The organism is Rhodococcus sp. MTM3W5.2 (assembly GCF_001984015.1).
Classification (GTDB): Bacteria; Actinomycetota; Actinomycetes; order Mycobacteriales; family Mycobacteriaceae; genus Rhodococcus_G; species Rhodococcus_G oryzae.
Map to the genome: position 1 here is coordinate 3,891,800 of NZ_CP019572.1, position 22,037 is coordinate 3,913,836.

Sequence of the window (22,037 nt, forward strand, 5' to 3'; positions counted from 1 at the left end):
TCGACTCAAAGCCGCGAGTAACGCTCAAAGCGAACGAACATATCCTTCCGTCCACACTGATCCAACCGCAACAATCGGTGGGCGCAACAAAACTCTGCCACTAATGCTGCGCCCCGCTCATACCAAGAACACAAGGTCGAAGTCCTCGCAATACTTTCAGCCTTCGAATCCCCAGAAGGGGCAAAAGTAATACACAGAACCATACCCACCCGCTTGTGACACATCAGGCTTCGAGACTTACGGCCACGGGACTACCGATAGCTCTCGACCTAGAAATCAATGAGCAGGAATCTGCACGATCTTCAAACTCAATCTATTTAACGCAATGTAAACCAACTTCGTGGCGCATCATGCTCTACCCGCAACGTATGTTCGCATTACAATTCCAATCTCCTTGCGGCCAGATAGCCCTAGCTTGCGGTATACACGAGTCAGGTGCTGCTCAACTGTACTGACTGTTATGTTCATCTTTCGACTGATTTCGCGGTTCGTGTACTCCAACGCTGCCAGTCTGGCAACCGCTGTCTCCGAGTCGGTCAGTACGACCAACTCGGACGGCGCCGAATCCGTACCTTCAGTGGCATGGAGATGTGCCATGAGATCCGTAGACAGGCGCTTGGTGCACAAATCCTCCAGCCCTGCAGACGAGGCCAAGGCCCAAGCCTTGCGAGCGGTTGAACGCGCCCGGCTTGATACACTCAAGTCCCGGAAAGCCATACTGAGCTCCGCGAGAACACGCACACTCTCTGCCGTCTCGGTCGTCGTGGACAGCACCGCCAGTGCTTCCTGTAGCAACGAAGGACGTTCCCTCGTGGGCCGGGCCGCAGCTGAGACCCGCAACGAAACAGCCCTGGCGCGCGGCGTATCGGCGCCGGGACGCTTGCATTGTTCGTCAGCAAGGACTCGAGCCCGGTCATGATCACCGAGAGCGATACAGGCCATTGCTGCTGAGGTACGCCACGGAAGATAGGCAGGGCTGTCGATACCCCATTTCACGATCAAGTCCCCGCATGCGGTGAAATCCTCCAGTGCAGCAGCTGGGCGAGCCGTGGCCAACAGATACTCTCCGCGGGCGTGGAGATAGTTCAACCCAAACGGTGTATTGAACATCGATTCGGGGACCGGAAAATTCAGCCACTTCGCAGCGGCATCGGTCTTCCCGGTTGCTGTGCATGCTGAGATGATAATCGATAGCGGAGCTCCAAGGGCGATTCCCCATCCCGAAGTCGAGATCTGATGGAGCGCCGTGGTTGCACAGTCCTCGGCAAGAAGCAAATCACCTTGATGCTCTGCGGCGGCAGCCTTGGCATAATTAAGTGAGGCGGCTAGACTTGACGATCGAATCGGTTGAGTAGCAGGCTTCAGCAGTCGATCACACCAGTGAATCGCAATGTCTGGCCGTCCCGCATAGACCAGAGCAAGAAGCGCCGACGCTGGCTCGCCGACGGATTCATTTTCCCATAACCGCCCCGTAAGCAGCTCTTCGAGCATCGCTATTGTCTCGGGGTTCCCGCCAGCCGCCATCACCTCCCGCAGAAGACCGATCGCGTGGCGCCGGCGTCCAGTGAACCTGTCTCCCGATACGCTTTGAGATGGATCGACCCATTCCTCTAGTGCCGTCGCAGCCAATGGCGGACAGATGTAGCTGAGCCAAGAACGTACGAAATGGAGTTCCCCGGTATCTTGCTGATTCCTAGGGTCAAGACGGTTGCCCAGCGTCTCCAGACATGACCTCGCCTCGTCCAGGCGTCCATGCCAGACAAGATGTCGGATCAACAGCAAGGCGTCGACTCGATCGAGGTGCCCTGCCGCGTTCGAACCAACTAGCCGATCGAGTCCGCGCGCGGCCAGCGCAGGGTCAAACGAGCTATCCACGGTAACACGCACGAAATCCACTGCAGCCCTATCGCTCTCGTTCGCGCATCGAGTTTCAGCCAACTGCAGGCACTCCATCGCCAGCTGCCTGTCCTCAATTCGAACCGCTTCGATAGCCGCGTCACGCAGCACCTGACCCGCCCAAGGCTCGGTCGCCGAACCTGCGGCCACCAGATAGCGGGCAACCTCCAAAGGCTCTCTGCCTTCGTCGAAACATAGACGAGCAACGTTGCGATGCAGTTGGATCTTCTCCGCGACGGGCAAGCATTCAACTATCGCCTCACCCAGCAGCGGATTCCGGAATCTGCCAGAAGCGACTAGCCCTGCCGCCGAGAGACTGCTGACGACATCATTCACAACGCAGACCCCGATGCCCGTCAACCGTACAAGCCTGCCGATGGTGGCTTCATCGCCCAGTATTGCCAGACTAGTCCCGAGCTGGACCGCAGTCTCGTCCATGCTGTGCAAGCACGCCAGCGCCGCCTGCCCCAAATCAAGCCCACATATGCGGCGAATGTTCCAATCGTCAAGCGACAAGTCACCAGACTCGGCCCACCAGCGACATTGCTCCGCGAACGCTCGGACCAAACGCGGATTGCCTCCCGTCAGCTCGAGACAGTCAGCCGAGAGCGGCCCCGCCGATTGCTCGCCCACGATACCGACGAGCATGTGATAGATGTCGCTAATCCCCAGCAGACCCAGCCGTAGATGACGTATTCCCGGGCACCTCGAGAACTCGGCGTAAGATGCCGACGGTGAAATCGATGGGCCGAAGGGCCTTGTGACCACAATCAACACCGGAATCGATCCCAACCGCCGAAGCACGTAGGACAAGACCTGGAGTGAAGCCTCGTCAGCGTAATGCACATCATCAATTGCGATGACGAGCTTCACCTTACGAGCAATGTCCGCGATCGCGACTCCGAGCCTATGCATCGGGCCCGCCAATACCTCACCCGTCCCCATTTCCGCATCCCTCAGAATGGCGAGTGCGGAGTAATAGAGAGATTCCACCTCACAATCTACAGCCTGTTGTTGAAGTAGCTGTGCTAGTATCCCCAGAGGCAAGTCACGCTCGGCGCGAGCTCCAACAGCGGACCAAAAACAAACATCAGCGGGCAGCCGCGCTCCAAAGGCCTGGACCACCGAAGTCTTCCCCGCTCCGGAAGCTCCGGTTACTATGACGACGCGCCCCTCGGAACCGGATATCTCCCCGAACACATCTTCCAGCGCTTTCATTTCCCCTGCGCGCTCATCTAATTGCAACGGTCAAACCTCCCCACTTAACGAATACACTTAGCGGCCGACCGGGCGTGGACCCCTAAATTAGATTCCCCAGCCTCCGCGTAAATGCACTCGTAGGTCCTCAGAGGACTTCCGCCGCTGAGATTCAACTCAATCCCATTAGCAACAGACTGAACGCCGAATCACCATGACTCATACGAGGGGTTACGCCTGAAGTTTCAGACCAGGGAACCCGGATCTAAAGAGACCCTACGGCCCGAAAACAAATGCACCTAAGTCCGACCCAAAAGGGGTCTCGACCTGCGTTCTTCACAGCACAGTTCAAGACTTTCAAAATTGGGCGAAACGACTTCATGCCACGCGAGCATCGAAATAAGAAATATGACAAATCAATGCGTTCCCCCCCCCCCAAAAAAATTAAGCAAACACAGTATCCGTCCAGCGGATCACAGATCCCCGACACAGGGCCGCCGAGAAAACCATCGGCCGCGAGTCCACGACTTTGGAACCTCGGCAGCATCTTCATCGAACAACACCTCGAGTACACCTACGCTCTAGCTCAGTCCCACCCCACCCAAACGTCACGAACCCCCAAATCGCTTTGTCAGACAAGTGAACTCGCGAGCTCATGGCTGAGAGTATCCAAACCTGCCAAGGCTAGCAAGCCGAAACCGACAATCCCGACGAGCAGTGCCGCAACCTCGACCCTTGAGCGCGAGATGGAGCCGGGACAGCTCCAGACTATCAATTACCCATGGTTCACGCAGGGCGTTTCGGACGAATCATGTTACTGCGCAGTACTACTCACAATTGACGCCTCAAGTAGTCCGTGGCAACCACGATCCCATGAACGTCCGCGGCGCCATGTGACACCGACCCCGCTAGCGTTCGAGGGCGGGCACCCACGACTGAAGAGACAGGAGCCCCTGGCCTCGTAGCGAACACACTGACATACCAGCATTATCCGTACACCTCGGAAGCCCGTTGTTGACGCCATCCCCCACATAGCTCCAGTCTTCCCAGGACGTCATCGCTCGCCATCGTCCCTACGAACTAGCGGTTGTGCCTTCTCTGGCCTAACCAAAGTAAGAACTCACCACTCGGGACGGCGGCTACCGTGGGAACGTCTAGATGGGGGTGGGTCCGGACTTGCTCTGAAACGCCGGTCGTTGGCCAGCCTGGGAGGATCGACAGTGACCGAATAGCTGGAACCAATCGCTACCGAGGTGCATCCACAGCAACTGCTGAGAAGGCTCATGACTGGGCCAAATCTGGTGAGCCCGACCTGCCTACTGAACCGTTTGATGAAGGACGTGCTGGAGACGGCGGTAGACGCGGAGACAACCGAGCACTTTGGTTACGACATAACCGACCCGGCTAGCCGCGGTAGCGGGAACTCGCACAACGGAACCCGACAGAAGACCTACTGACGGAATTGGGCCGTCGAGATTGAGACGCGAAGAGACACCGCGATGCCTCGTCCAACCGCAGATTGTCAAGAAGCGCCAGCACGGACTAACCGGGGGACGAGATGGTCCCGTCTTTGAGCGCGAAAGGACTAACAACCGGCAAGATTGCCATCCACTTCGCCGAGGTCCACGACGTGAGCGTTTCAAAGGACTCCATCAGTCCGACCATTGACAAGGTCGTTTCCGCAATGATGGAGTGGGCCAACCCACCACTCGACCAGATCTACCCGGGTGGTGTAGATCGATGCGATCCGCTTCAAAGTTCCTGATGGGCAGGTCACCAACCAGATCATCGATGTCGCGATCTGCGTCAGGCCGTCAGGTGAACACGATATCCTCGGCCAGGAGACCAGCGACGGTGGCGAAGATCAAAAATGTAGCTCATGCTACGAAGATCAAGAACCCGGCGTCGCGGATACATGCGTCATCTTGCGCGACGCCCTCGAGGGGCTGTCTGATACGGTCACCACCGCATGGGATCCCACGGTCGTGCAGACCAGCGTCATCCAACTGATCCACCGCACATTCCGGTATGCCTCGCGCAAGTCTGGGGACGAGATGAATCGCGATGTGGAGCCCTTCCCCACAGCTCCGTCATAGTCCGCAGCCAAGGAACGATTCCCGGAGTCGCCAGCAAATGAGGTAACCGATACCCGGCGTATCAAACAGCTCGGAGAATGTGACGAGCGAATCGTTCGTTTTCAACTTGCACGCGGAATCTATCGGGTGATCCGCCCGACCACAGAAAACCGAGTCGGTCAATGCCCGCTACCTGCGGGCGGTGCGGGCCCGCAGCGGGGCGATGGGGTAGAGGCCCGCAATGAGCGCCTTCGCTATCATTTCCGCGGACGCATCACACCGAACGGAAAACCGATTTCCATAACGTATCCACCGTTCGTCGGACAGCCTGGACATGCTGCCCGCGACAAGCCTACGCCCGATCACTGGCGAAATCGCCATGAACCCGGGCGAGCAAACCGCGTCACACAGAAGGCACCTGGCCGAGGCTGATTGAAGTGACCCAACGCCAACGTCATTGATCAATCGAAGGAGGATATGCGTTCTCGTGGTGACTGCCAGATCCGCGCTCGCGAACTGACGCCGAGCAACGAAAATTCTGTACCCAGGCACGACGGCTGCCGATGAGAAACTCCACTGAGCTTCTCATCGGCAGCAGTTCACTCGAACACAGTCGATCGTCGATCAGGCGTTTGCAATCGCACCGACCGCGCGCAACTGACCCTTCGCGATCGCGATCGCCTTGAGATCCTCGGTCGTCTCCGCCAGGACCGCCTTGGCGGCCTCGACATCGACGTCGCCCGCGAAGTCCGCGGACTCCGCCAGGATCGTGACGGTGGTGCCCGTCACCGAGAGGAAGCCACCGTGTACCGCGGCGACGACGCGCTCGCCGTCGGCGGTGGTGATGGCGACCACGCCTGCCTCGATCAGCTGGCCGAGGACCGGCTCATGTCCGTACATGATGCCGATCTCGCCCTCGGTGGTCTGAGCGCTGACGAGCGTCGCCGAACCCGACCACAGCCGCTGCTCGACGGCAACCAGCTCAACAGTCATCTCAGCCATTGTCGACTACTTCCCGGCGATCTTCTTGGCAGCGGCCTCGACGTCGTCGAGTCCACCGCAGCTGTTGAACGCCTGCTCGGGCAGGTGATCGAACTCGCCCTTGCAGACGCGGTCGAAGGCCTCGATGGTGTCGCGCAGCGGCACAACGGAGCCGGCCTCACCCGTGAACTTCTCGGCCACGATGAAGTTCTGGCCGAGGAACTTCTGGATACGGCGCGCGCGGCCGACGAGGATCTTGTCCTCTTCCTGCAGCTCGTCCATACCGAGGATGGCGATGATGTCCTGCAGTTCCTTGTACTTCTGCAGGATCCGCTTGACCTCGTTCGCGACGCGGAAGTGCTCCGCACCGACGATGCCGGGCTCGAGGATGCGCGAGGTCGACGTCAGCGGGTCCACAGCGGGGTAGATACCCATCTGCGAAATCGGACGCGAGAGCTCGGTGGTCGCATCGAGGTGAGCGAAGGTGGTCGCGGGCGCCGGGTCGGTGTAGTCGTCGGCGGGGACGTAGATCGCCTGCAGCGAGGTGATCGAACGGCCACGGGTCGAGGTGATGCGCTCCTGGAGCTCACCCATCTCGTCCGCCAGCGTCGGCTGGTAACCAACGGCGGAGGGCATACGACCCAGCAGGGTCGAGACCTCGGAGCCGGCCTGCGTGAAACGGAAGATGTTGTCGATGAAGAGCAGCACGTCCTGGTTCTGCACATCGCGGAAGTACTCCGCCATGGTCAGCGCCGACAGGGCGACGCGCATACGCGTTCCCGGCGGCTCGTCCATCTGACCGAACACAAGGGCGGTGTCCTGGAGAACGCCCATCTCGGCCATCTCGAGGTGGAGGTCCGTGCCCTCACGAGTGCGCTCACCGACGCCTGCGAACACCGAGGTGCCGGAGAACTCGCGGGCGATACGGGTGATCATCTCCTGGATCAGAACGGTCTTGCCGACACCGGCACCACCGAACAGACCGATCTTGCCGCCCTTGACGTACGGGGTGAGCAGGTCGATGACCTTGATGCCGGTCTCGAGGATCTCGGTCTTGCCCTCGAGCTGATCGAAGGCGGGGGGCTTGCGGTGGATGCCCCACTGCTCGCCGTCGCGACCGAGGCCCGGGGTGTCCAGGCAGTCACCGAGGGCGTTGAACACGTGGCCCTTGACGACGTCACCGACGGGAACCGAGATCGGCTTTCCCGAGTCGACGACCGCCGCGCCGCGGACCAGGCCGTCGGTCGGCTGCATCGAAATGGTGCGCACCAGGTTGTCGCCCAGGTGCTGCGCCACCTCGAGGGTCAGCGTCTTCGCGACCGTCGGCAGAGTGACCTCTGCGTTCAGCGCGTTGAACAGAGAGGGAACGGCGCCACGCGGGAACTCAACGTCCACAACGGGACCGATGACCCGCACGACCCGGCCGGACGTGGTGCCCGAGCCGTTCGCGTTGGTTTGGGTTACTGCTGCGGTCATGTGTCTAGTCACTTCCTGCGCTCGAGGCGAGCGCATTCGCGCCACCGACGATCTCGCTGATTTCCTGGGTGATCTGTGCCTGGCGCACCTGGTTGGCCTGGCGGCTCAGGGTGTTCACCAGCTCGTTTGCGTTGTCCGTTGCCGCCTTCATGGCGGTACGACGTGAAGCCGACTCCGAGGCCGCCGCATCGAGCAGCGAGGAGTAGATCCGGGTGCTGATGTACTTCGGCAGCAGCGCCGAGAGCAGCGTCCCGGCCTCCGGCTCGAAGTCGTACTGCGCCGTCGGATTGGCACCGTTCGAATCGGAGAGCATGTCCTCCCCGAGCTCGAAGTTCTCGTCCTTGTACTCGACCTCGAGCGGAGCCATCCGCCGGACCTCCGGCGTCTGGGTCAGCATCGACACGAAGCGGGTGTAGACGATGTGCAGTTCGTCAACGCCCTCGACCGTGCCCTCGCCGTTGTACGCGGCAACCTCGGCGCCCGACCCGGCCATGAACAGCTCGACCAGGTGCCGGCTCGCCTTCGCGGCATCCGCGTAACCCGGCTGCTGAGAGAACCCGGTCCAGGCGCCCTTCAGGTCGCGATCACGGAAGGTGTAGTACGTCAGGCCCTTCGCGCCCATCGCGTACAGCACCGGCTCCTTGCCCTCGGAGCGCAGCAGCTGGATCAGCTCCTCCGCCTCCTTGAGGACGTTGGAGTTGTAACCGCCGCACATACCGCGGTCGCTGGTGACGACCAGCACGGCAGCCCGCTTGGGCTCCGGCCGCTCGTTCAGCAGCGGGTGGTCGAGCGACCCGGAGGCGCTCGCCAGCGCGGAGAGCACCTTGGTGATCTCCTCGGCGTAGGGCTTCGACGCCGCAACCCTGGCCTGAGCCTTGGTGATGCGGGAGGTCGCGATCAGCTCCTGCGCCTTGGTGATCTTCTTGGTCGAGTTGACTGACTTGATACGTGAGCGCAGTTCGCGCAGGCTTGCCATCTACTCAGTCACACTCCCTTCCCACGAGATTCCGACACGGCAGTCACGCTCACTTGCTGACGTGCTTGCGAGTGACGGAAACCTGCTCCTGGCTGACCTCGTTCGCGCCGAGTGCCGAGGCCTCGGCCTCGTTGACCACGCGGCTGCCGTCGGAGGCGATGAAGCCTTCCTTGAACTTGTCGGTCGCGGCCTTGAGGTCGGCGATCGAGTTCTCGTCGAGGGCCTTGCCACCCTTGATGGACTCGTAGACCGAGCCCGCGTTGCGGTGCAGGTCCTCGAGCAGCTCGGACTCGAAGCGGCGGACGTCGCCGACCGGCACCGAGTCGAAGATGCCTTCGCCAGCGAGGTAGATCGAGATGATCTGGTCCTCGACGGCGATCGGGGAGTACTGGTCCTGCTTGAGCAGCTCGACGAGACGCTGTCCACGCTCGAGCTGTGCCTTGGAGGCATCGTCGAGGTCGGAGGCGAAGGCCGAGAAGGCCTCCAGCTCACGGAACTGGGCCAGCTCGAGACGGAGCGAACCGGAGACCTTCTTCATGCCCTTGGTCTGCGCGGCGCCACCGACTCGGGAAACCGAGATACCGACGTTGATCGCCGGGCGGATGCCCTTGTTGAACAGGTCGGACTCGAGGAAGACCTGACCGTCGGTGATGGAGATGACGTTGGTCGGGATGTAGGCCGAGACGTCGTTGGCCTTGGTCTCGATGATCGGCAGTGCGGTCAGCGAACCGCCGCCGAGCTCGTCGGAGAGCTTGGCCGAACGCTCCAGCAGACGGGAGTGCAGGTAGAACACGTCACCGGGGTACGCCTCGCGGCCCGGCGGACGACGCAGCAGCAGCGAGATGGCGCGGTACGCCTCGGCCTGCTTGGTCAGGTCGTCGAACACGATGAGGACGTGCTTGCCCTGGTACATCCAGTGCTGGCCGATGGCCGAACCGGTGTACGGGGCGAGCCACTTGAAGCCGGCCGAATCGGAGGCCGGGGCCGCGACGATGGTGGTGTACTCCATCGCGCCCTGCTCCTCGAGGGCCTGCTTGACGCCCGCGATGGTGGAGCCCTTCTGGCCGATCGCGACGTAGATGCAGCGAACCTGCTGCTTCGGGTCGCCGGTCGCCCAGTTGGCCTTCTGGTTCAGGATGGCGTCGACGCAGACCGCGGTCTTGCCGGTCTTGCGGTCGCCGATCACCAGCTGGCGCTGTCCGCGGCCGATCGGGGTCATCGCGTCGATGGCCTTGATGCCGGTCTGCAGCGGCTCCTCGACGGGCTGACGCTCCAGCACGGACGCGGCCTGCAGCTCGAGGGCACGGTTCTCGGTGCTCTCGATCTCGCCGAGGCCGTCGATGGGCTGGCCCAGCGGGTTCACCACGCGGCCGAGGAAGGCGTCGCCGACCGGAACGGACAGCACGTCGCCGGTCCGCTTGACCTGCTGGCCCTCTTCGATGTGCTCGTAGTCACCCAGGATGACGGCACCGATCTCGGTGGCATCCAGGTTCAGCGCCACGCCGAGCACGCCGCCGGGGAACTCCAGCAGCTCGTTGGCCATCGCCGAAGGCAGGCCGGTGACGTGCGCAATGCCGTCACTGGTGTCGGACACCGCTCCGACCTCCTCGCGGGAGGCCTCCGGGGAGTAGCTCGCGGTGTAGTTCTCAATCGCGCTACGGATCTCGTCGGAGGAGATCGTCAGCTCCGCCATGTTTTTCCTGCTCTCGGTATCTGGTCTTCGAATATCTGGAGTTTGAGGTCGGCCGCGGCCGCCGGGACTACTTGAGGGTCTTGCGCAGTGACGCGAGACGTCCCGCCGCACTGCCGTCGATGACCTCGTCGCCCACGCGAACGACAAGGCCGCTCAGGAGCTCGGGGTCGACCTCCACGTGCACGGTGACCGGCTTGCCGTAGGTGCGGGTCAGGATCGCGGCGAGCCGCTCCTCCTGATCGGCGGACAACGCCGAGGCGCTTCGCACATGTGCGACCGCCTTGTCGCGTCGCGCCGCCGCCAGTTCCGACAGCTCGTTGAAGGCATCCGCGGGTGCGGTCCGCAACCGGCCTGCAGCCTGGGTGGCCAGGGCCTCGGTGATCGCGGTGACCTTGCCGTAGAGCAGCTTGGTCAGCAGTTCGCGCTTGGCCGCGGTGGGCGTCGCGCGATCGGACAGCGCCTGCTCGAGGTTCGAGTCGCCCGCCACGATGCGGCCGAGGCGGAAGAGCTCGTCCTCGACGGTGTCGAGCTGACCCTGATCGTCGGCCGCCTTGAGCAGCGACTCCCGACCGAGCAGCACCAGCGAGTTCCGCAGGTCAGCCGAGCTCGACCAGTCCTGGGACACGGCCGCCTTCAGCGTCGCGAGGGCCTCGGCCGAAACCTTGGCCGAGAACACCTGCTCGGCCAAGGCCTGCCGAACCGCCGCGGGGGCCGAGGGGTCGGACAGCGCGGCACTAAGCGTGCGCTGACCGTCGAGAACCTCGACCACCGTGAACAGCTCGGCACCGGTCTGTGCCGCAGCTGCAGTCGCCGCGCCGACCGAAACTCCGGCCAACGCTGATTCCAGGGCGCTCCTCGTATGAGTCAGCGCCTCCCGGCTTGCTGCGTACATGGTGCTCACTTTCCGGCTGCGGAGTCAGCGCTGACGGCGTCCAGTTCGCTGAGGAAACGATCGATCGAACCCGATCGCTTGACCTCGTCGGCCAGAGACTCGCCGATGACCTTCTCGGCCAGATCGACCGCGGTCTTGCCCAGGTCGCTGCGCAGTTCGGTGACGATCTGCTGACGCTGAGCGGCGAGCTGGCTGCTGCCTGCGGCCACGATGCGGTCGCTCTCCAGCTGTGCCTGGACCTTCATCTCGGCGATGATCTGCTGGCCCTGGGTGCGGGCATCCTCACGGATGGCCGCGGCCTCGGTCCGTGCCTCGGCGAGCTGGGCGCGATACTGCTCCAGCGTCTCCTTGGCCTCGGCCTGAGCCTCCTCGGCTCGCTGGATGCCGCCCTCGATCTGCTCAGTGCGCTCGGCGAGAACCTTCTGGAACATCGGAAGGACGATCTTCCAGAAGACGAACCCAACGACCACCAGGGCAACGATCGACCAAGTGATGTCATACGTCGCGGGCAGGAGGGGGTTATGTTCCTCCCCTCGGCCGCGAGCAATGCGATGGTGGTTGACATGGTGTGTTCTTAAAAGATGAAGCCGGCGACAATGCCGAGCAGCGCCAGAGCCTCGACCAGTGCGATACCGAGGAACATCGTGGTACGCACCTGACCAGCCATTTCGGGCTGACGGACCGTGCCCTCGATCGCCTTACCGACGACGATGCCGATGCCGATGCCCGGGCCGATCGCGGCGAGACCATAGCCGACTGCACCGAGACCCCTGAACTTGGTCTCTTCCTGCGCGAGGACCTCAACTGCCTGAAGAGCAACGCTCATTTGGTGTTCCGTTCCCTTTCTGTTGCCCACCGCCGGTCGGGAGTGGGTCAGGTCTAACGATATGAGTGGTCAGTGCGAGTCGGCGTGGATGGCCAAGTCGATGTACACCGAGGTCAGCAGAGCGAAGACGTACGCCTGCAGGAAAATCACCAGCAACTCGAAGAAGGTGAAGGCGATACCGGCGGCCAGCGAGGCCACACCGAAGACCGCCTGGAACCCTTCAGATGTGAAGAGGAAATACTGCGTGGCACTGAAAAAAAGCACCAGAAGGATATGCCCGGCGAGCATGTTGGCCATGAGTCGGACCATCAGCGTGAACGGCCGGAGCACGAAAGTTGAGAAAAACTCGATCGGGATCAGCAGGAAGTGCACTGGAAGCGGCACACCCGGCACCACCACGCTCGACTTGACGTACTTGAAGAAGCCGTACTTTTTGATGCCCACGTAGTTGAACACGATATACGCCAGTGCGGCGAGCACGAGTGGCATACCGATTCGCGCGTTCGGCGAGATGTTCAGGAAGGGAATGACGCTCGCAACGTTGCTCGCCAACACGAGGAAGAAGATGGTCGTGATGACAGGCAGGAAACGCTTGCCCTGTTCCTTGCCGAGGATCTCTTCCGCGATGTTGATCCGGACGAAATCGAGAGCAATCTCGCCAACGTTCTGAATGCCGCGCGGAACGATCTTCGGGCTACGCATCGCGATGATGAAGAACAGTGCTACCAGCGCCGACATCCCCAGGCGGATGAGCATCAGACGGTCGAGTTCGAAGGCGGTGCCCTCAAAGAGCACTGCAGGCGGGTAGAAATCATCGAGTGACGGCGGATGGTATTCACCCGCGGCCATGAAGGTGACGCTCAGCGGTCTCTCCCGTAGTCGTGGCCGCAGGCGGCATCGCCTGCGGTTCGATCGGACATTGACGATCTAACAAGTCGACAAGGTCGGCTCGCGTATTCGTCAGCTGCTGTGGCCGATGCACTCGGCCCCGCGTCTGTCGGTGTCGGCGGACTGTCGTCGACTCGGTGGTCCCCGACCAGCCATTTCCGAACACGCGGAAGTGGCGATCGTGGTCACCTGCGAGGATGCCTGACCCGGCGAAATGTGTGTTTCGCGTAGTTTCGGCTCTCGCTTGGCCCTGACCCTACCAATACAACTACGACGTTGTGTAGATGGGGTCCTGCTTGACCGATTACGACAGGTCGTCGTACTACTTTTCGTCGGATTCGGTCTCACCGGATGGGCCGTCCTGCTGTGCGGGAGCGCCGTCCGACTGGGTGGGAGTGACATAGGGCACCTTCACCTTGAGCAGCCCGTATGTCTCGGCGCCGAGCACGATGATCAGGGCGAGCACCATCACGATGACCAGCGCCTGCTTGCTGTAGAAGTCCATCCCCTTGAGCACGCCCAGGACCAGGATCGCGAGGATCATCTTGAGCAGCCAGCTGCCCAGCAGGACCGCACCCGAGGTGGCGGGCGGGAGCTTCTCGGTGAACAGCACCGCCAGCGCGGTGCACAGGATGAAGCCGCCACCGACGGCGACGCCGATCAACGCGCCCCACAGTCCGGGCAGGCCTGCCGCCACGAAGGCGATGATCGAACCGATCACCGCGAGCGCGATCAGGCCGATGACGCCATAGCGAACCGCTGCGCGCAGCGGAGCGGACTGGTCGGGCACGGGTTCCGGAGAGAAGGTCACGGTCCGCAAGCCTAGCGGGCTACGACCGGCCCGCCCGATCGCGACCGGGGACCTGCTTCAGGCGCAGCGACGGCACAGCGGTGACGACCAGCGCAAACACCAGGCCTCCCGCCACCAGCAGGACGACGATCCGCCGATCGAGCAGGGCCGAACCGACGGCGCCGAAGGCGAGCACGCCGACCCACAAGTAGATCAGCAGGACCACACGCCGGTGCGAATGCCCGATCTGCAGAAGCCGGTGGTGCAGGTGCATCTTGTCGGGGCTGAAGGGGCTGCGTCCGGCCCTTGTCCGCCGGACCACCGCGAGCAGCAGGTCGAGGATCGGGATGAACATCACGGCGCCCACCAGCAGCAGCGGCGAGAGCAGACCGAGGATGTCCCTTGTGCCGTAGGCGCTGAGCGGGATCCGGCCGGAGGCGCTGGTGGAGATGGCCGCCAGCATCAGGCCGATCAGCATCGAGCCCGAGTCCCCCATGAAGATCCGGGCCGGCTGGAAGTTGTGCGGCAGGAAGCCAAGGCACGCACCCGCCAGCGCGGCGGCCAGCATCGCGGGCGGATACGCACTCACGTCACCGCCCTGCTCGTGCAGCAGGCCGACCGAGAACACGCAGATCGCCAGCGCCGCGATCAGCCCGAGCCCGGCCGCGAGCCCGTCGAGGCCGTCGACGAAGTTCATGGCGTTGATCATCACGACCGCGATCAGCACCGTCACCAGGCCCGACTGCAACTGATCCAGCACAAGCGTGGTGCCGTTGAAGGGCAGGTACAGCACGAACCAGCTGACCCCCATCACCACCAGCACGCCCGCCGCGGTGACCTGGCCGACGAACTTCGTGAGCGCGTCCAGTCCCCACCGGTCGTCGATGATCCCGACCAGCACGATGACGCCGCCGGAGACGAGCGCCGCCGGGATGTCCTTGGTGTTGTAGTCGAATCCCCTGGCCAGCGCGGGCAGTTGCTGGGCGAACAGCAGGGCCGCGACGAATCCGACGTACATGCCGACGCCACCGAGCCGGGGCGTGGGCGTGACGTGCACGTCTCGGTCGCGCGGGACGGCAACGGCGCCGAACTTGAGGGCGAACAACCGGACCGCCCCGGTCGCCAGGAACGTGATGACCGCAGCGGTGAAGAGCACCAGCAACAGTTCCCTGATCGGGACCCCGGCCCCCCGGCCCGACTGAGCGAGCAATTCTGAATGGGCGGCGATCACGTCGAAGAGGCTACCGTCACCGCGCGCCATCCCCTGCCGCTGCACTCGTCTGCGTCGCCGGCCGGGGATAGGCCGGCTTTCGCGCCACCAACTCCGAGACCTCGTGCGCCACGTCGGCCAGCTCCGCGTCGCCCGCGGTGGTGCCGTCCTCGGCCCGCACCGCCCTGGCGATCAGCGCACCGACAGCCGCGCAATCGTCGGCGTCGAAACCCTGCGTGGTCACCGCCGCCGATCCGACCCTGATCCCGGACGCCACCATCGGCGGCGCCGGATCGAACGGGATCGCATTCTTGTTCAACGTGATTCGGGCCGCGTCGCAACGCCGCTCGGCCTCGGCGCCTGTCACCCCGAGCTCGCGCAGGTCCAGCAGCGCCAGGTGGGTGTCGGTGCCGCCGGACACCGCGCGCATGCCGCCCGTCTCGAGTGCCTTGGTCATCGCCGCGGCGTTGTCGACCACACTCGAGGCGTAGGCCCGGTAGTCGTCTGTCGCCGCTTCCTTCAGCGCTACCGCCTTGGCCGCGATCGAGTGCATGAGCGGGCCGCCCTGGCTGAAGGGGAATACCGCCTTGTCGACGGCCTTGGCGTGCTCGGCCCGGCACAGCAGCATGCCGCCGCGCGGACCGCGCAGCACCTTGTGGGTGGTCGCGGAGACGACATCGGCGTACGGCACCGGCGACGGGATCGCGCCGCCTGCCACCAGTCCGATGAAATGCGCGGCGTCGACCCACAGGATGGCGTCCACCTCGTCAGCGATCTGCCGGAACTTCGCGAAGTCGATCAGTCGCGGATACGCGGTCGCGCCCGCGACGATGATCCGCGGCCGATGGGTCAGCGCGAGGTCACGGACCTCGTCGTAGTCGATGAGCTCGGTCGACTTGTCCACGTGATACGGGATCGGGGTGAACCACTTGCCAGAGAAGCTCACCTTGGACCCATGGGTGAGATGGCCGCCGTGCGGCAGGCTCATCGCCAGCACCGGGTCGCCGGGCTTCGCGAACGCGGCGTACACCGCGAGATTTGCATTGGCCCCGGAATGCGGCTGCATGTTGGCGTGCTCGGCCCCGAACAGCGTCTTGGCCCGCTCGATCGCCAGGCTCTCGGCGCGGTCGACCTCGGCGCAGCCGCCGTAGTACCGGTGACCCGGGTACCCCTCGGCGTACTTGTTGCTCAGCGTGGACCCCAGCGCCGCCAGCACCGCGGGGCTGGTCAGGTTCTCGCTGGCGATCAGCTGCAACCCGCCGCGCAGCCGGTCCAGTTCGGCGAGGGTGATCTCGGCGATCTCCGGGTCTGTCCGTTCGAGCTCGGAGAAGTCCGGGCCCCAGAACGCCTGATCGGCGTGGGCCTGCCGCGGGGAACCCGCCTGGCTCACTCCGGTACCCGTCCCGGCAGCAGGCTCTCGATGGTCACGCCGAGTACTTCCGCGATGTCCGCGGCCGCGACCGCCCCCTCGCGCAGGATCCGCGGCTCGTCGGCCGTCAGGTCCACGATCGTCGAGGCGACAGCGTGCTGGGCGGGGCCACCGTCCAGGTACACCGATGCGGCGCCGCCGAGCTGATCGCGGGCCTGCTCGACGGTGGCGGCTGGCGCGTGCCCGGAGATGTTCGCGCTCGACACCGCGAGGGTCCCACCTCACGCAGCAGTTCGAGCGCCACCGGGTGCAGCGGCATCCGCAACATCACGGTCCCCCTGGTGTCGCCCAGGTCCCACGCCAACGAGGGCGCTTGCTGCACAACGAGACTCAGCCCACCGGGCCAGAAGGCGCGAATCAGCTCACGCGCCTGCGGCCGCACCGTGAAGACGAGTCCGTCGATGGTGTTCCACGAGCCGACGAGCACCGGAACCGGCATGTCCCGTCCGCGGCCCTTGGCGCGCAGCAACGCGGTGACGGCCTCGCCGTCGAAGGCGTTGGCCGCGAGTCCGTAGAGGGTGTCGGTCGGCACGACGACCAGGCGCCCGGCCTTGAGCGAATTCGTCGCGGCAGCGATGCCCGCCTCGCGCGAATCGGTGTTCCGGCAGTCGTAGACGATGCTCACTCCCCCATCCTTCCATCCGCGTCGATCCGTCGCAGACACACCTCGTCGTTCCGCAGGCTCCACGCACCGAACCATTGGGTCGTTCCGCAGGCTCCACGCACCGCGATCAGTGCCCGCGGGCCGCCTCGGCCTCCGTTGCGACCCGGCGGGCGACCACGAACCGGGGCTTGCCCGCCAGGTCCGGATGCTCGGCGACCTCGCCGAACACCCGACGCTCGCGCAGCAGTGCCGCCACCTGACCGCCGTTGGTGTCGTCGTGCTCGATGGCAAGGGCGCCGCCGATCTTCAGCCAGCGCGCGATGTTGGAGACCATCGGGGTGATCACCGACAGCCCGTCCGGCCCGCCGAACAGAGCCAGGTGCGGGTCGAAATCCGCGACCTCGGGATCGAGCTCGGCACCCTCGGGGATGTACGGCGGATTCGACACCACGATGTCGACCTTGCCCTCGAGCTCGGTGAGCAACGACCGGTCGGTGACGTCGCCCTGGTGCAGCGTGATCGGGGTGTCGCCCTCGTTCGCCCTGGCCTCGGCATTGCGGCGGGTCCAGGCCAGCGCCGCGGGATCCAGTTCCACCGCGTGCACGATCGCGTCCGGGCGGGCGTTCGCCAGCGCCAGCGCCAGCGCCCCGGTGCCCGCGCACAGGTCGAGGATCACCGGTGGATGCGCGGGATGTCCCTCCAGGAAGGCGAGGGCCCACGCGAACAGCAGCTCGGTCTCCGGTCTTGGCACGAAGACCCCCGGACCGACCTGGAGGTCGATGTCGCCCATCGACGACACACCGGTGAGGTACTGCAGCGGAACCCGCTCGGCGCGCCGGGCGACCAGCGCGCGGTACCGCTCGATCACCTCGGGGTCGACGAGCGGCACCAGGCCGAGCCTGGTTCGTTCCACCCCACGACGTGGGCGGCGAGCAGTTCTGCATCCGTGCGGGGACTGTGTACGCCCGCCTCCTCGAGCAGCGTGGTGGCCTCGAGGATCGCGAGGCGGAGGGGTTGACGACTCACCCGTCCAGCCTGCCATGGGCCGCCGCAGGAACCCCGCATTCCCCGACCGTGGCCACGTGGCTACTCGACGGCGAGCCTGGCTTCCCGGTCCGACTTGCCGAGCGCATCCAGCAGCGCGTCCAGATCGCCGTCGAGTACGGCGTCGAGGTTGTGCGCCTTGAACCCGATCCGGTGGTCGGTGATCCGGTTCTCCGGGTAGTTGTAGGTACGGATGCGCTCGGAGCGGTCCACGGTGCGGACCTGGCTCTGGCGTCCTGCCGAGGCCTCGTCCGCGGCGGCCTCCTCGGCAGCCGCCTGCAGACGGGCCGCGAGCACCTGCATCGCGCGCGCCTTGTTCTGTAGCTGCGAGCGCTCGTTCTGGCAGGTCACGACGATGCCGGTGGGCAGGTGGGTGATCCGGACCGCGGAGTCGGTGGTGTTGACGCCCTGGCCACCCTTGCCGGACGAGCGGTACACGTCGATGCGCAGATCGGTCTCGTCGATCTGCACCTCCTCGACCTCTTCGGGCTCCGGGTAGATCAGCACGCCCGCCGCGGATGTGTGCACCCGGCCCTGGGACTCGGTCACGGGCACCCGCTGGACGCGGTGCACGCCGCCCTCGAACTTCAGCCGGGCCCAGACACCGTCGCGGGTGTCGCCCTTCGACTTGATCGACAGGGTCGCGTCCTTGTAGCCGCCGAGATCGGAGATGTTCGCGTCGAGGACCTCGACCCGCCAGCCGTGCCGCTCGGCGTAGCGCAGGTACATCCGGGCCAGGTCCGCGGCGAACAGCGCGGACTCCTCGCCGCCCTCGCCGGACTTCACCTCGAGCACGACGTCGTCGCCGTCGTGCGGGTCCCGCGGCGCGAGCAGGTCGGTGAGGGCGACGTCGAGCTCGGCGACCTTGGCCTCCAGCTCGGGCACCTCGGCGGCAAAGCTCGAGTCGTCGGCGGCCAGCTCGCGAGCCGCCTCCAGGTCCTCGCGCGCGGCCTGCAGCTTGGTGTGGGTGGCCATGATGGGAGCGAGCTCGGCGAACCGCTTGCCGACCCGGCGGGCGGCCGAGGGGTCGTTGTGCAGGGACGGGTCGGACAGCTGCAGCTCGAGGCCGGCGTGCTCGGCCAGGATGTCATCGATCGCCGACGGCTGGGTGGTCCCCGCCATGGTTCGCTCCTCGGTTGTCGGCAACCCCGAGGGGATGCCGGGCAGTGCAATGGGTGGATGTTGGCGCCGGGGTCCGGCGCGCGCACCACGGGTACAAAAAACCGACGCCCGGCCTGCAATGGAACACAGGACGGGCGTCGGCGGGACAGCTAGCTGTCGGCGTCGGCCTTCTTGCCGGCGCGCTTGCCGTAGCGAGCCTCGAAGCGCGCGACGCGTCCACCGGTGTCGAGGATCTTCTGCTTGCCGGTGTAGAACGGGTGGCACTGCGAGCAGACCTCGACGTTGATGCGTCCGGACTCCTTGGTGCTGTGGGTCTCGAACGTGTTACCGCAACCGCAGACGACGGTGGTCGCCACGTAGTTGGGGTGGATTCCTGCCTTCATGGTGTCCCTTTCGGTGGTCGCCGGGTCGCCTTCGCCAATCGAAGCCGTGAACCGGAACCGGACATTGTTGTACTCGCACGCGGCGAGTGCCACGGGCGCGATCGTTCATTCTGCCAGAACGCGTGCATCAAGTCCTAACGACCAGGTGCCACGATCTGTTCCCGACCGGCGCCGACACGAGGCAGGCCCCGGAAACCGCACGGTTTCCGGGGCCTGCCTCGTCGCACGAGCAACTAGTCGTCGTCGCCCATCGCTCCCGGCGCGGTCTTGGAGACCTGCATCAGGAACTCGAGGTTGTTCTTGCTCTTCTTGAGCCGGTCGATCAGCAGATCGATCGCCTGGTGCGAGTCAAGGCCGGAGAGCACCCGGCGCAGCTTGTGCAGCACCGCGGCCTCGTCCGGGTTGAGCAGCAGCTCGTCCTTACGGGTTCCGGACGGGTTGACGTCGACCGCAGGGAAGACCCGACGCTCGGCGATCTTGCGATCGAGCTTGAGCTCGGCGTTGCCGGTGCCCTTGAACTCCTCGAAGATCACGGTGTCACCGGTGGAGCCGGTCTCGACCATCGCGGTGGCGATGATCGTGAGCGAGCCGCCGTTCTCGATGTTGCGGGCCGCGCCGAGGAACCGCTTCGGCGGGTACAGCGCGGTCGAGTCGACACCACCGGACAGGATTCGTCCCGAGGCGGGCGACGAGTTGTTGTACGCGCGGCCGAGTCGGGTGATCGAGTCGAGCAGCACGACGACGTCCTTGCCCTCCTCGACGAGGCGCTTGGCCCGCTCGATGGCGAGCTCGGCGACCGAGGTGTGGTCTGACGGCGGCCGGTCGAAGGTGGAGGCGATGACCTCACCCTTCACCGAACGCTGCATGTCGGTGACCTCTTCCGGACGCTCGTCGACCAGGACGACCATCAGGTAGCACTCGGGGTTGTTCGTGGCGATGGCGTTCGCGATCGCCTGCAGCACGCTGGTCTTACCGGCCTTCGGCGGGCTGACGATGAGGGCGCGCTGGCCCTTACCGATCGGCATCACCAGGTCGATGACACGGGTGGTGAGGATGTTCGGCGTGGTCTCGAGACGCAGACGCTGATTCGGGTAGAGCGGCGTCAGCTTGCCGAACTCGGGCCGCCGCTTGGCCGCCTCGACGTCGCCGCCGTTGACGGTGTCCAGGCGGACCAGCGGGTTGAACTTCTGACGCTGGCTGCCACCGCCGCCGCCCTCACCCTCACGGGCGACGCGGACGGCACCGGTGATGGCGTCACCGCGACGGAGCCCGTTCTTGCGGATCAGGTTCATCGAGACGTACACGTCGTTCGGGCCCGCCAGGTAACCGGAGGTCCGCACGAAAGCGTAGTTGTCGAGCACGTCGAGGATGCCCGCGACCGGCTGCAGGACGTCGTCCTCGCGGATCTCCATGTCGCGGTCGACGCCTGCGCCGCCGCCCTCGCCGCGGTCGCGTCCACGACGACGCTCACGGAACCGGCGTCCCCGCCGACCCCGGCCGTCCTCGTCCTCGCCGCCGCGGTTGTCGTTGCGACCCTCGCCGCGCGGGCCGTTGCCGCCCTGGTTGCGCTCACCCTGGTTACGCTCGCCCTGGCCACGCTCACCCTGATTGCGCTCACCCTGGTTACGCTCGCCCTGGCCACGCTCACCCTGATTGCGCTCGCCCTGGTTACGCTCACCCTGGCCACGCTCACCCTGGTTGCGCTCACCCTGGTTGCGCTCACCCTGGCCACGCTCGCCCTGGTTGCGCTCGCCCTGGTTGCGCTCGCCCTGGTTGCGGTCGCGACGGTTGCGCTCGCCGGCCTGCTCCTGACGGGGCTGGCGGTCGCCGCCCTGTTCGGTCGCGGGGGCCGTCGATGCCGTCGACTCACCCTGCTCGGGCGAGCCGGCCTGGCGAGACGACCCGCGGCGCTGCCGGTTTCGGCGGCCACCCTGCTCGCCCTCGGCGGACTCGGCGGCCTGCGCTGCCGGACGCTCGGTGGTGGCGGGCGCCGACTCGGCGGCGGGGGCAACGTCGGCGACCCGCTGCGGCGCGGTCGTGACCTCGCTTGCCGCGGCCTCGACGAGAGCCGCCTTGGGCGCCGACTTGGTGGCAGTGGAGCCGCCCTGACGCTCCTTGATGGCCGCGATCAGGTCGCCCTTGCGCAGGCCGGAGGTTCCCTTGATGCCGAGCTCGGTCGCGAGTCCGCGCAGCTCGGCCAGCACCATGCCGGACAGGCCGGCACCGCGCCGGGCCTCGGCGCGCTTGGTGGAGGCTGCCACCGCGTCGCCGGTGGCTTCAGAAGTTCGTGCAGTGCCGCCGGCCTGGCTCGCCGCGGACTCAACCGGGGTATCGAGAGCAGGTGTGGCGATCAGGTCCGTATCGGTCACGGAGATCCTTTCCTTCCCTCGCTCGCGCGGCGCGTGTCGAGGGTTCGTCCCGAAGCTCAGCTCACTCGCTGAACTCGGTTATGCCGGACGTGTTCGCTGGATGGAACTATCGGCTCGTCCGCCCCCGTGGCCTCTCGAACAGGCACGTTCCAAGTCGATCACCGCGGAAATCACGCGAGGGAATCG

16 protein-coding genes and 3 pseudogenes are annotated in these 22,037 nt (G+C 64.9%); 2 read left to right on the plus strand and 17 right to left on the minus strand.

Going from position 1 to position 22,037, the window contains the following annotated elements; genetic code table 11:
* Positions 1-348: 348 nt before the first annotated feature.
* Positions 349-3,141 carry a helix-turn-helix transcriptional regulator gene (locus BTZ20_RS17515; protein WP_223263387.1) on the minus strand — a complete coding sequence of 931 codons (2,793 nt, stop codon included), beginning with the start codon at positions 3,139-3,141 and terminating at the stop codon, positions 349-351.
* A gap of 1,510 nt (positions 3,142-4,651) precedes the next feature.
* Here BTZ20_RS17515 and BTZ20_RS29905 point away from each other — a divergent pair.
* Positions 4,652-4,858 carry a transposase gene (locus tag BTZ20_RS29905; RefSeq protein ID WP_077042240.1) on the plus strand — a complete coding sequence of 69 codons (207 nt, stop codon included), beginning with the start codon at positions 4,652-4,654 and terminating at the stop codon, positions 4,856-4,858.
* Positions 4,839-5,189, plus strand: a complete 351-nt coding sequence (locus BTZ20_RS29910; protein ID WP_411269158.1) for a transposase — start codon at positions 4,839-4,841, stop codon at positions 5,187-5,189. The genes BTZ20_RS29905 and BTZ20_RS29910 overlap by 20 nt, the downstream gene beginning before the upstream one ends.
* 603 nt (positions 5,190-5,792) lie before the next feature.
* Here BTZ20_RS29910 and BTZ20_RS17535 read toward each other — a convergent pair.
* From BTZ20_RS17535 to rho, 16 genes and pseudogenes are all read right to left on the minus strand, one after another.
* On the minus strand, positions 5,793-6,170 hold the full coding sequence (locus tag BTZ20_RS17535) for a F0F1 ATP synthase subunit epsilon (RefSeq protein ID WP_077042241.1): 378 nt from the start codon (positions 6,168-6,170) through the stop codon (positions 5,793-5,795).
* Positions 6,171-6,176: 6 nt separating this feature from the next.
* Entirely contained in the window at positions 6,177-7,625 is a 1,449-nt protein-coding gene (atpD, locus tag BTZ20_RS17540; protein ID WP_027503030.1) for a F0F1 ATP synthase subunit beta, read from the minus strand.
* A 4-nt stretch (positions 7,626-7,629) separates the two neighbouring features.
* Entirely contained in the window at positions 7,630-8,601 is a 972-nt protein-coding gene (locus tag BTZ20_RS17545) for a F0F1 ATP synthase subunit gamma (RefSeq protein ID WP_077042242.1), read from the minus strand.
* Between the two features lie 49 nt (positions 8,602-8,650).
* Positions 8,651-10,294, minus strand: coding sequence for a F0F1 ATP synthase subunit alpha (gene atpA, locus BTZ20_RS17550; RefSeq protein ID WP_077042243.1), 1,644 nt, complete (start codon positions 10,292-10,294; stop codon positions 8,651-8,653).
* Between the two features lie 67 nt (positions 10,295-10,361).
* Positions 10,362-11,186, minus strand: coding sequence for a F0F1 ATP synthase subunit delta (locus BTZ20_RS17555; protein WP_077043794.1), 825 nt, complete (start codon positions 11,184-11,186; stop codon positions 10,362-10,364).
* A 5-nt stretch (positions 11,187-11,191) separates the two neighbouring features.
* A pseudogene (locus tag BTZ20_RS17560) lies at positions 11,192-11,751 on the minus strand (F0F1 ATP synthase subunit B).
* 9 nt (positions 11,752-11,760) lie between these two features.
* Positions 11,761-12,012 (minus strand): ATP synthase F0 subunit C, encoded by a 252-nt coding sequence (locus tag BTZ20_RS17565; RefSeq protein ID WP_077042244.1) that lies wholly within the window; start codon positions 12,010-12,012, stop codon positions 11,761-11,763.
* Positions 12,013-12,081: 69 nt separating this feature from the next.
* On the minus strand, positions 12,082-12,861 hold the full coding sequence (gene atpB, locus BTZ20_RS17570) for a F0F1 ATP synthase subunit A (protein ID WP_077042245.1): 780 nt from the start codon (positions 12,859-12,861) through the stop codon (positions 12,082-12,084).
* 361 nt (positions 12,862-13,222) lie between these two features.
* A complete protein-coding gene (locus tag BTZ20_RS17575; protein WP_083742733.1) occupies positions 13,223-13,720 on the minus strand; it encodes a hypothetical protein in 498 nt (165 codons plus the stop codon).
* A 10-nt stretch (positions 13,721-13,730) separates the two neighbouring features.
* The gene (locus BTZ20_RS17580; RefSeq protein ID WP_145982339.1) at positions 13,731-14,951 is read right to left on the minus strand and encodes a glycosyltransferase family 4 protein; all 1,221 of its coding nucleotides are present in this window, start codon (positions 14,949-14,951) and stop codon (positions 13,731-13,733) included.
* Positions 14,938-16,290, minus strand: coding sequence for a serine hydroxymethyltransferase (gene glyA, locus BTZ20_RS17585; RefSeq protein WP_077042247.1), 1,353 nt, complete (start codon positions 16,288-16,290; stop codon positions 14,938-14,940). Before glyA ends, BTZ20_RS17580 begins: the two co-directional genes overlap by 14 nt.
* Positions 16,287-16,954: pseudogene (locus BTZ20_RS17590) on the minus strand (L-threonylcarbamoyladenylate synthase). The gene glyA and the pseudogene BTZ20_RS17590 overlap by 4 nt, the downstream one beginning before the upstream one ends.
* 106 nt (positions 16,955-17,060) lie before the next feature.
* Positions 17,061-17,959 (minus strand): annotated as a pseudogene (gene prmC, locus BTZ20_RS17595) (peptide chain release factor N(5)-glutamine methyltransferase).
* Positions 17,960-18,019: 60 nt separating this feature from the next.
* Positions 18,020-19,099, minus strand: coding sequence for a peptide chain release factor 1 (gene prfA / locus BTZ20_RS17600; protein WP_077042248.1), 1,080 nt, complete (start codon positions 19,097-19,099; stop codon positions 18,020-18,022).
* A 149-nt stretch (positions 19,100-19,248) separates the two neighbouring features.
* Entirely contained in the window at positions 19,249-19,482 is a 234-nt protein-coding gene (rpmE, locus tag BTZ20_RS17605) for a 50S ribosomal protein L31 (RefSeq protein WP_027503018.1), read from the minus strand.
* Positions 19,483-19,715: 233 nt separating this feature from the next.
* The gene (gene rho, locus BTZ20_RS17610) at positions 19,716-21,851 is read right to left on the minus strand and encodes a transcription termination factor Rho (RefSeq protein WP_077042249.1); all 2,136 of its coding nucleotides are present in this window, start codon (positions 21,849-21,851) and stop codon (positions 19,716-19,718) included.
* Between the last annotated feature and the right edge of the window lie 186 nt (positions 21,852-22,037).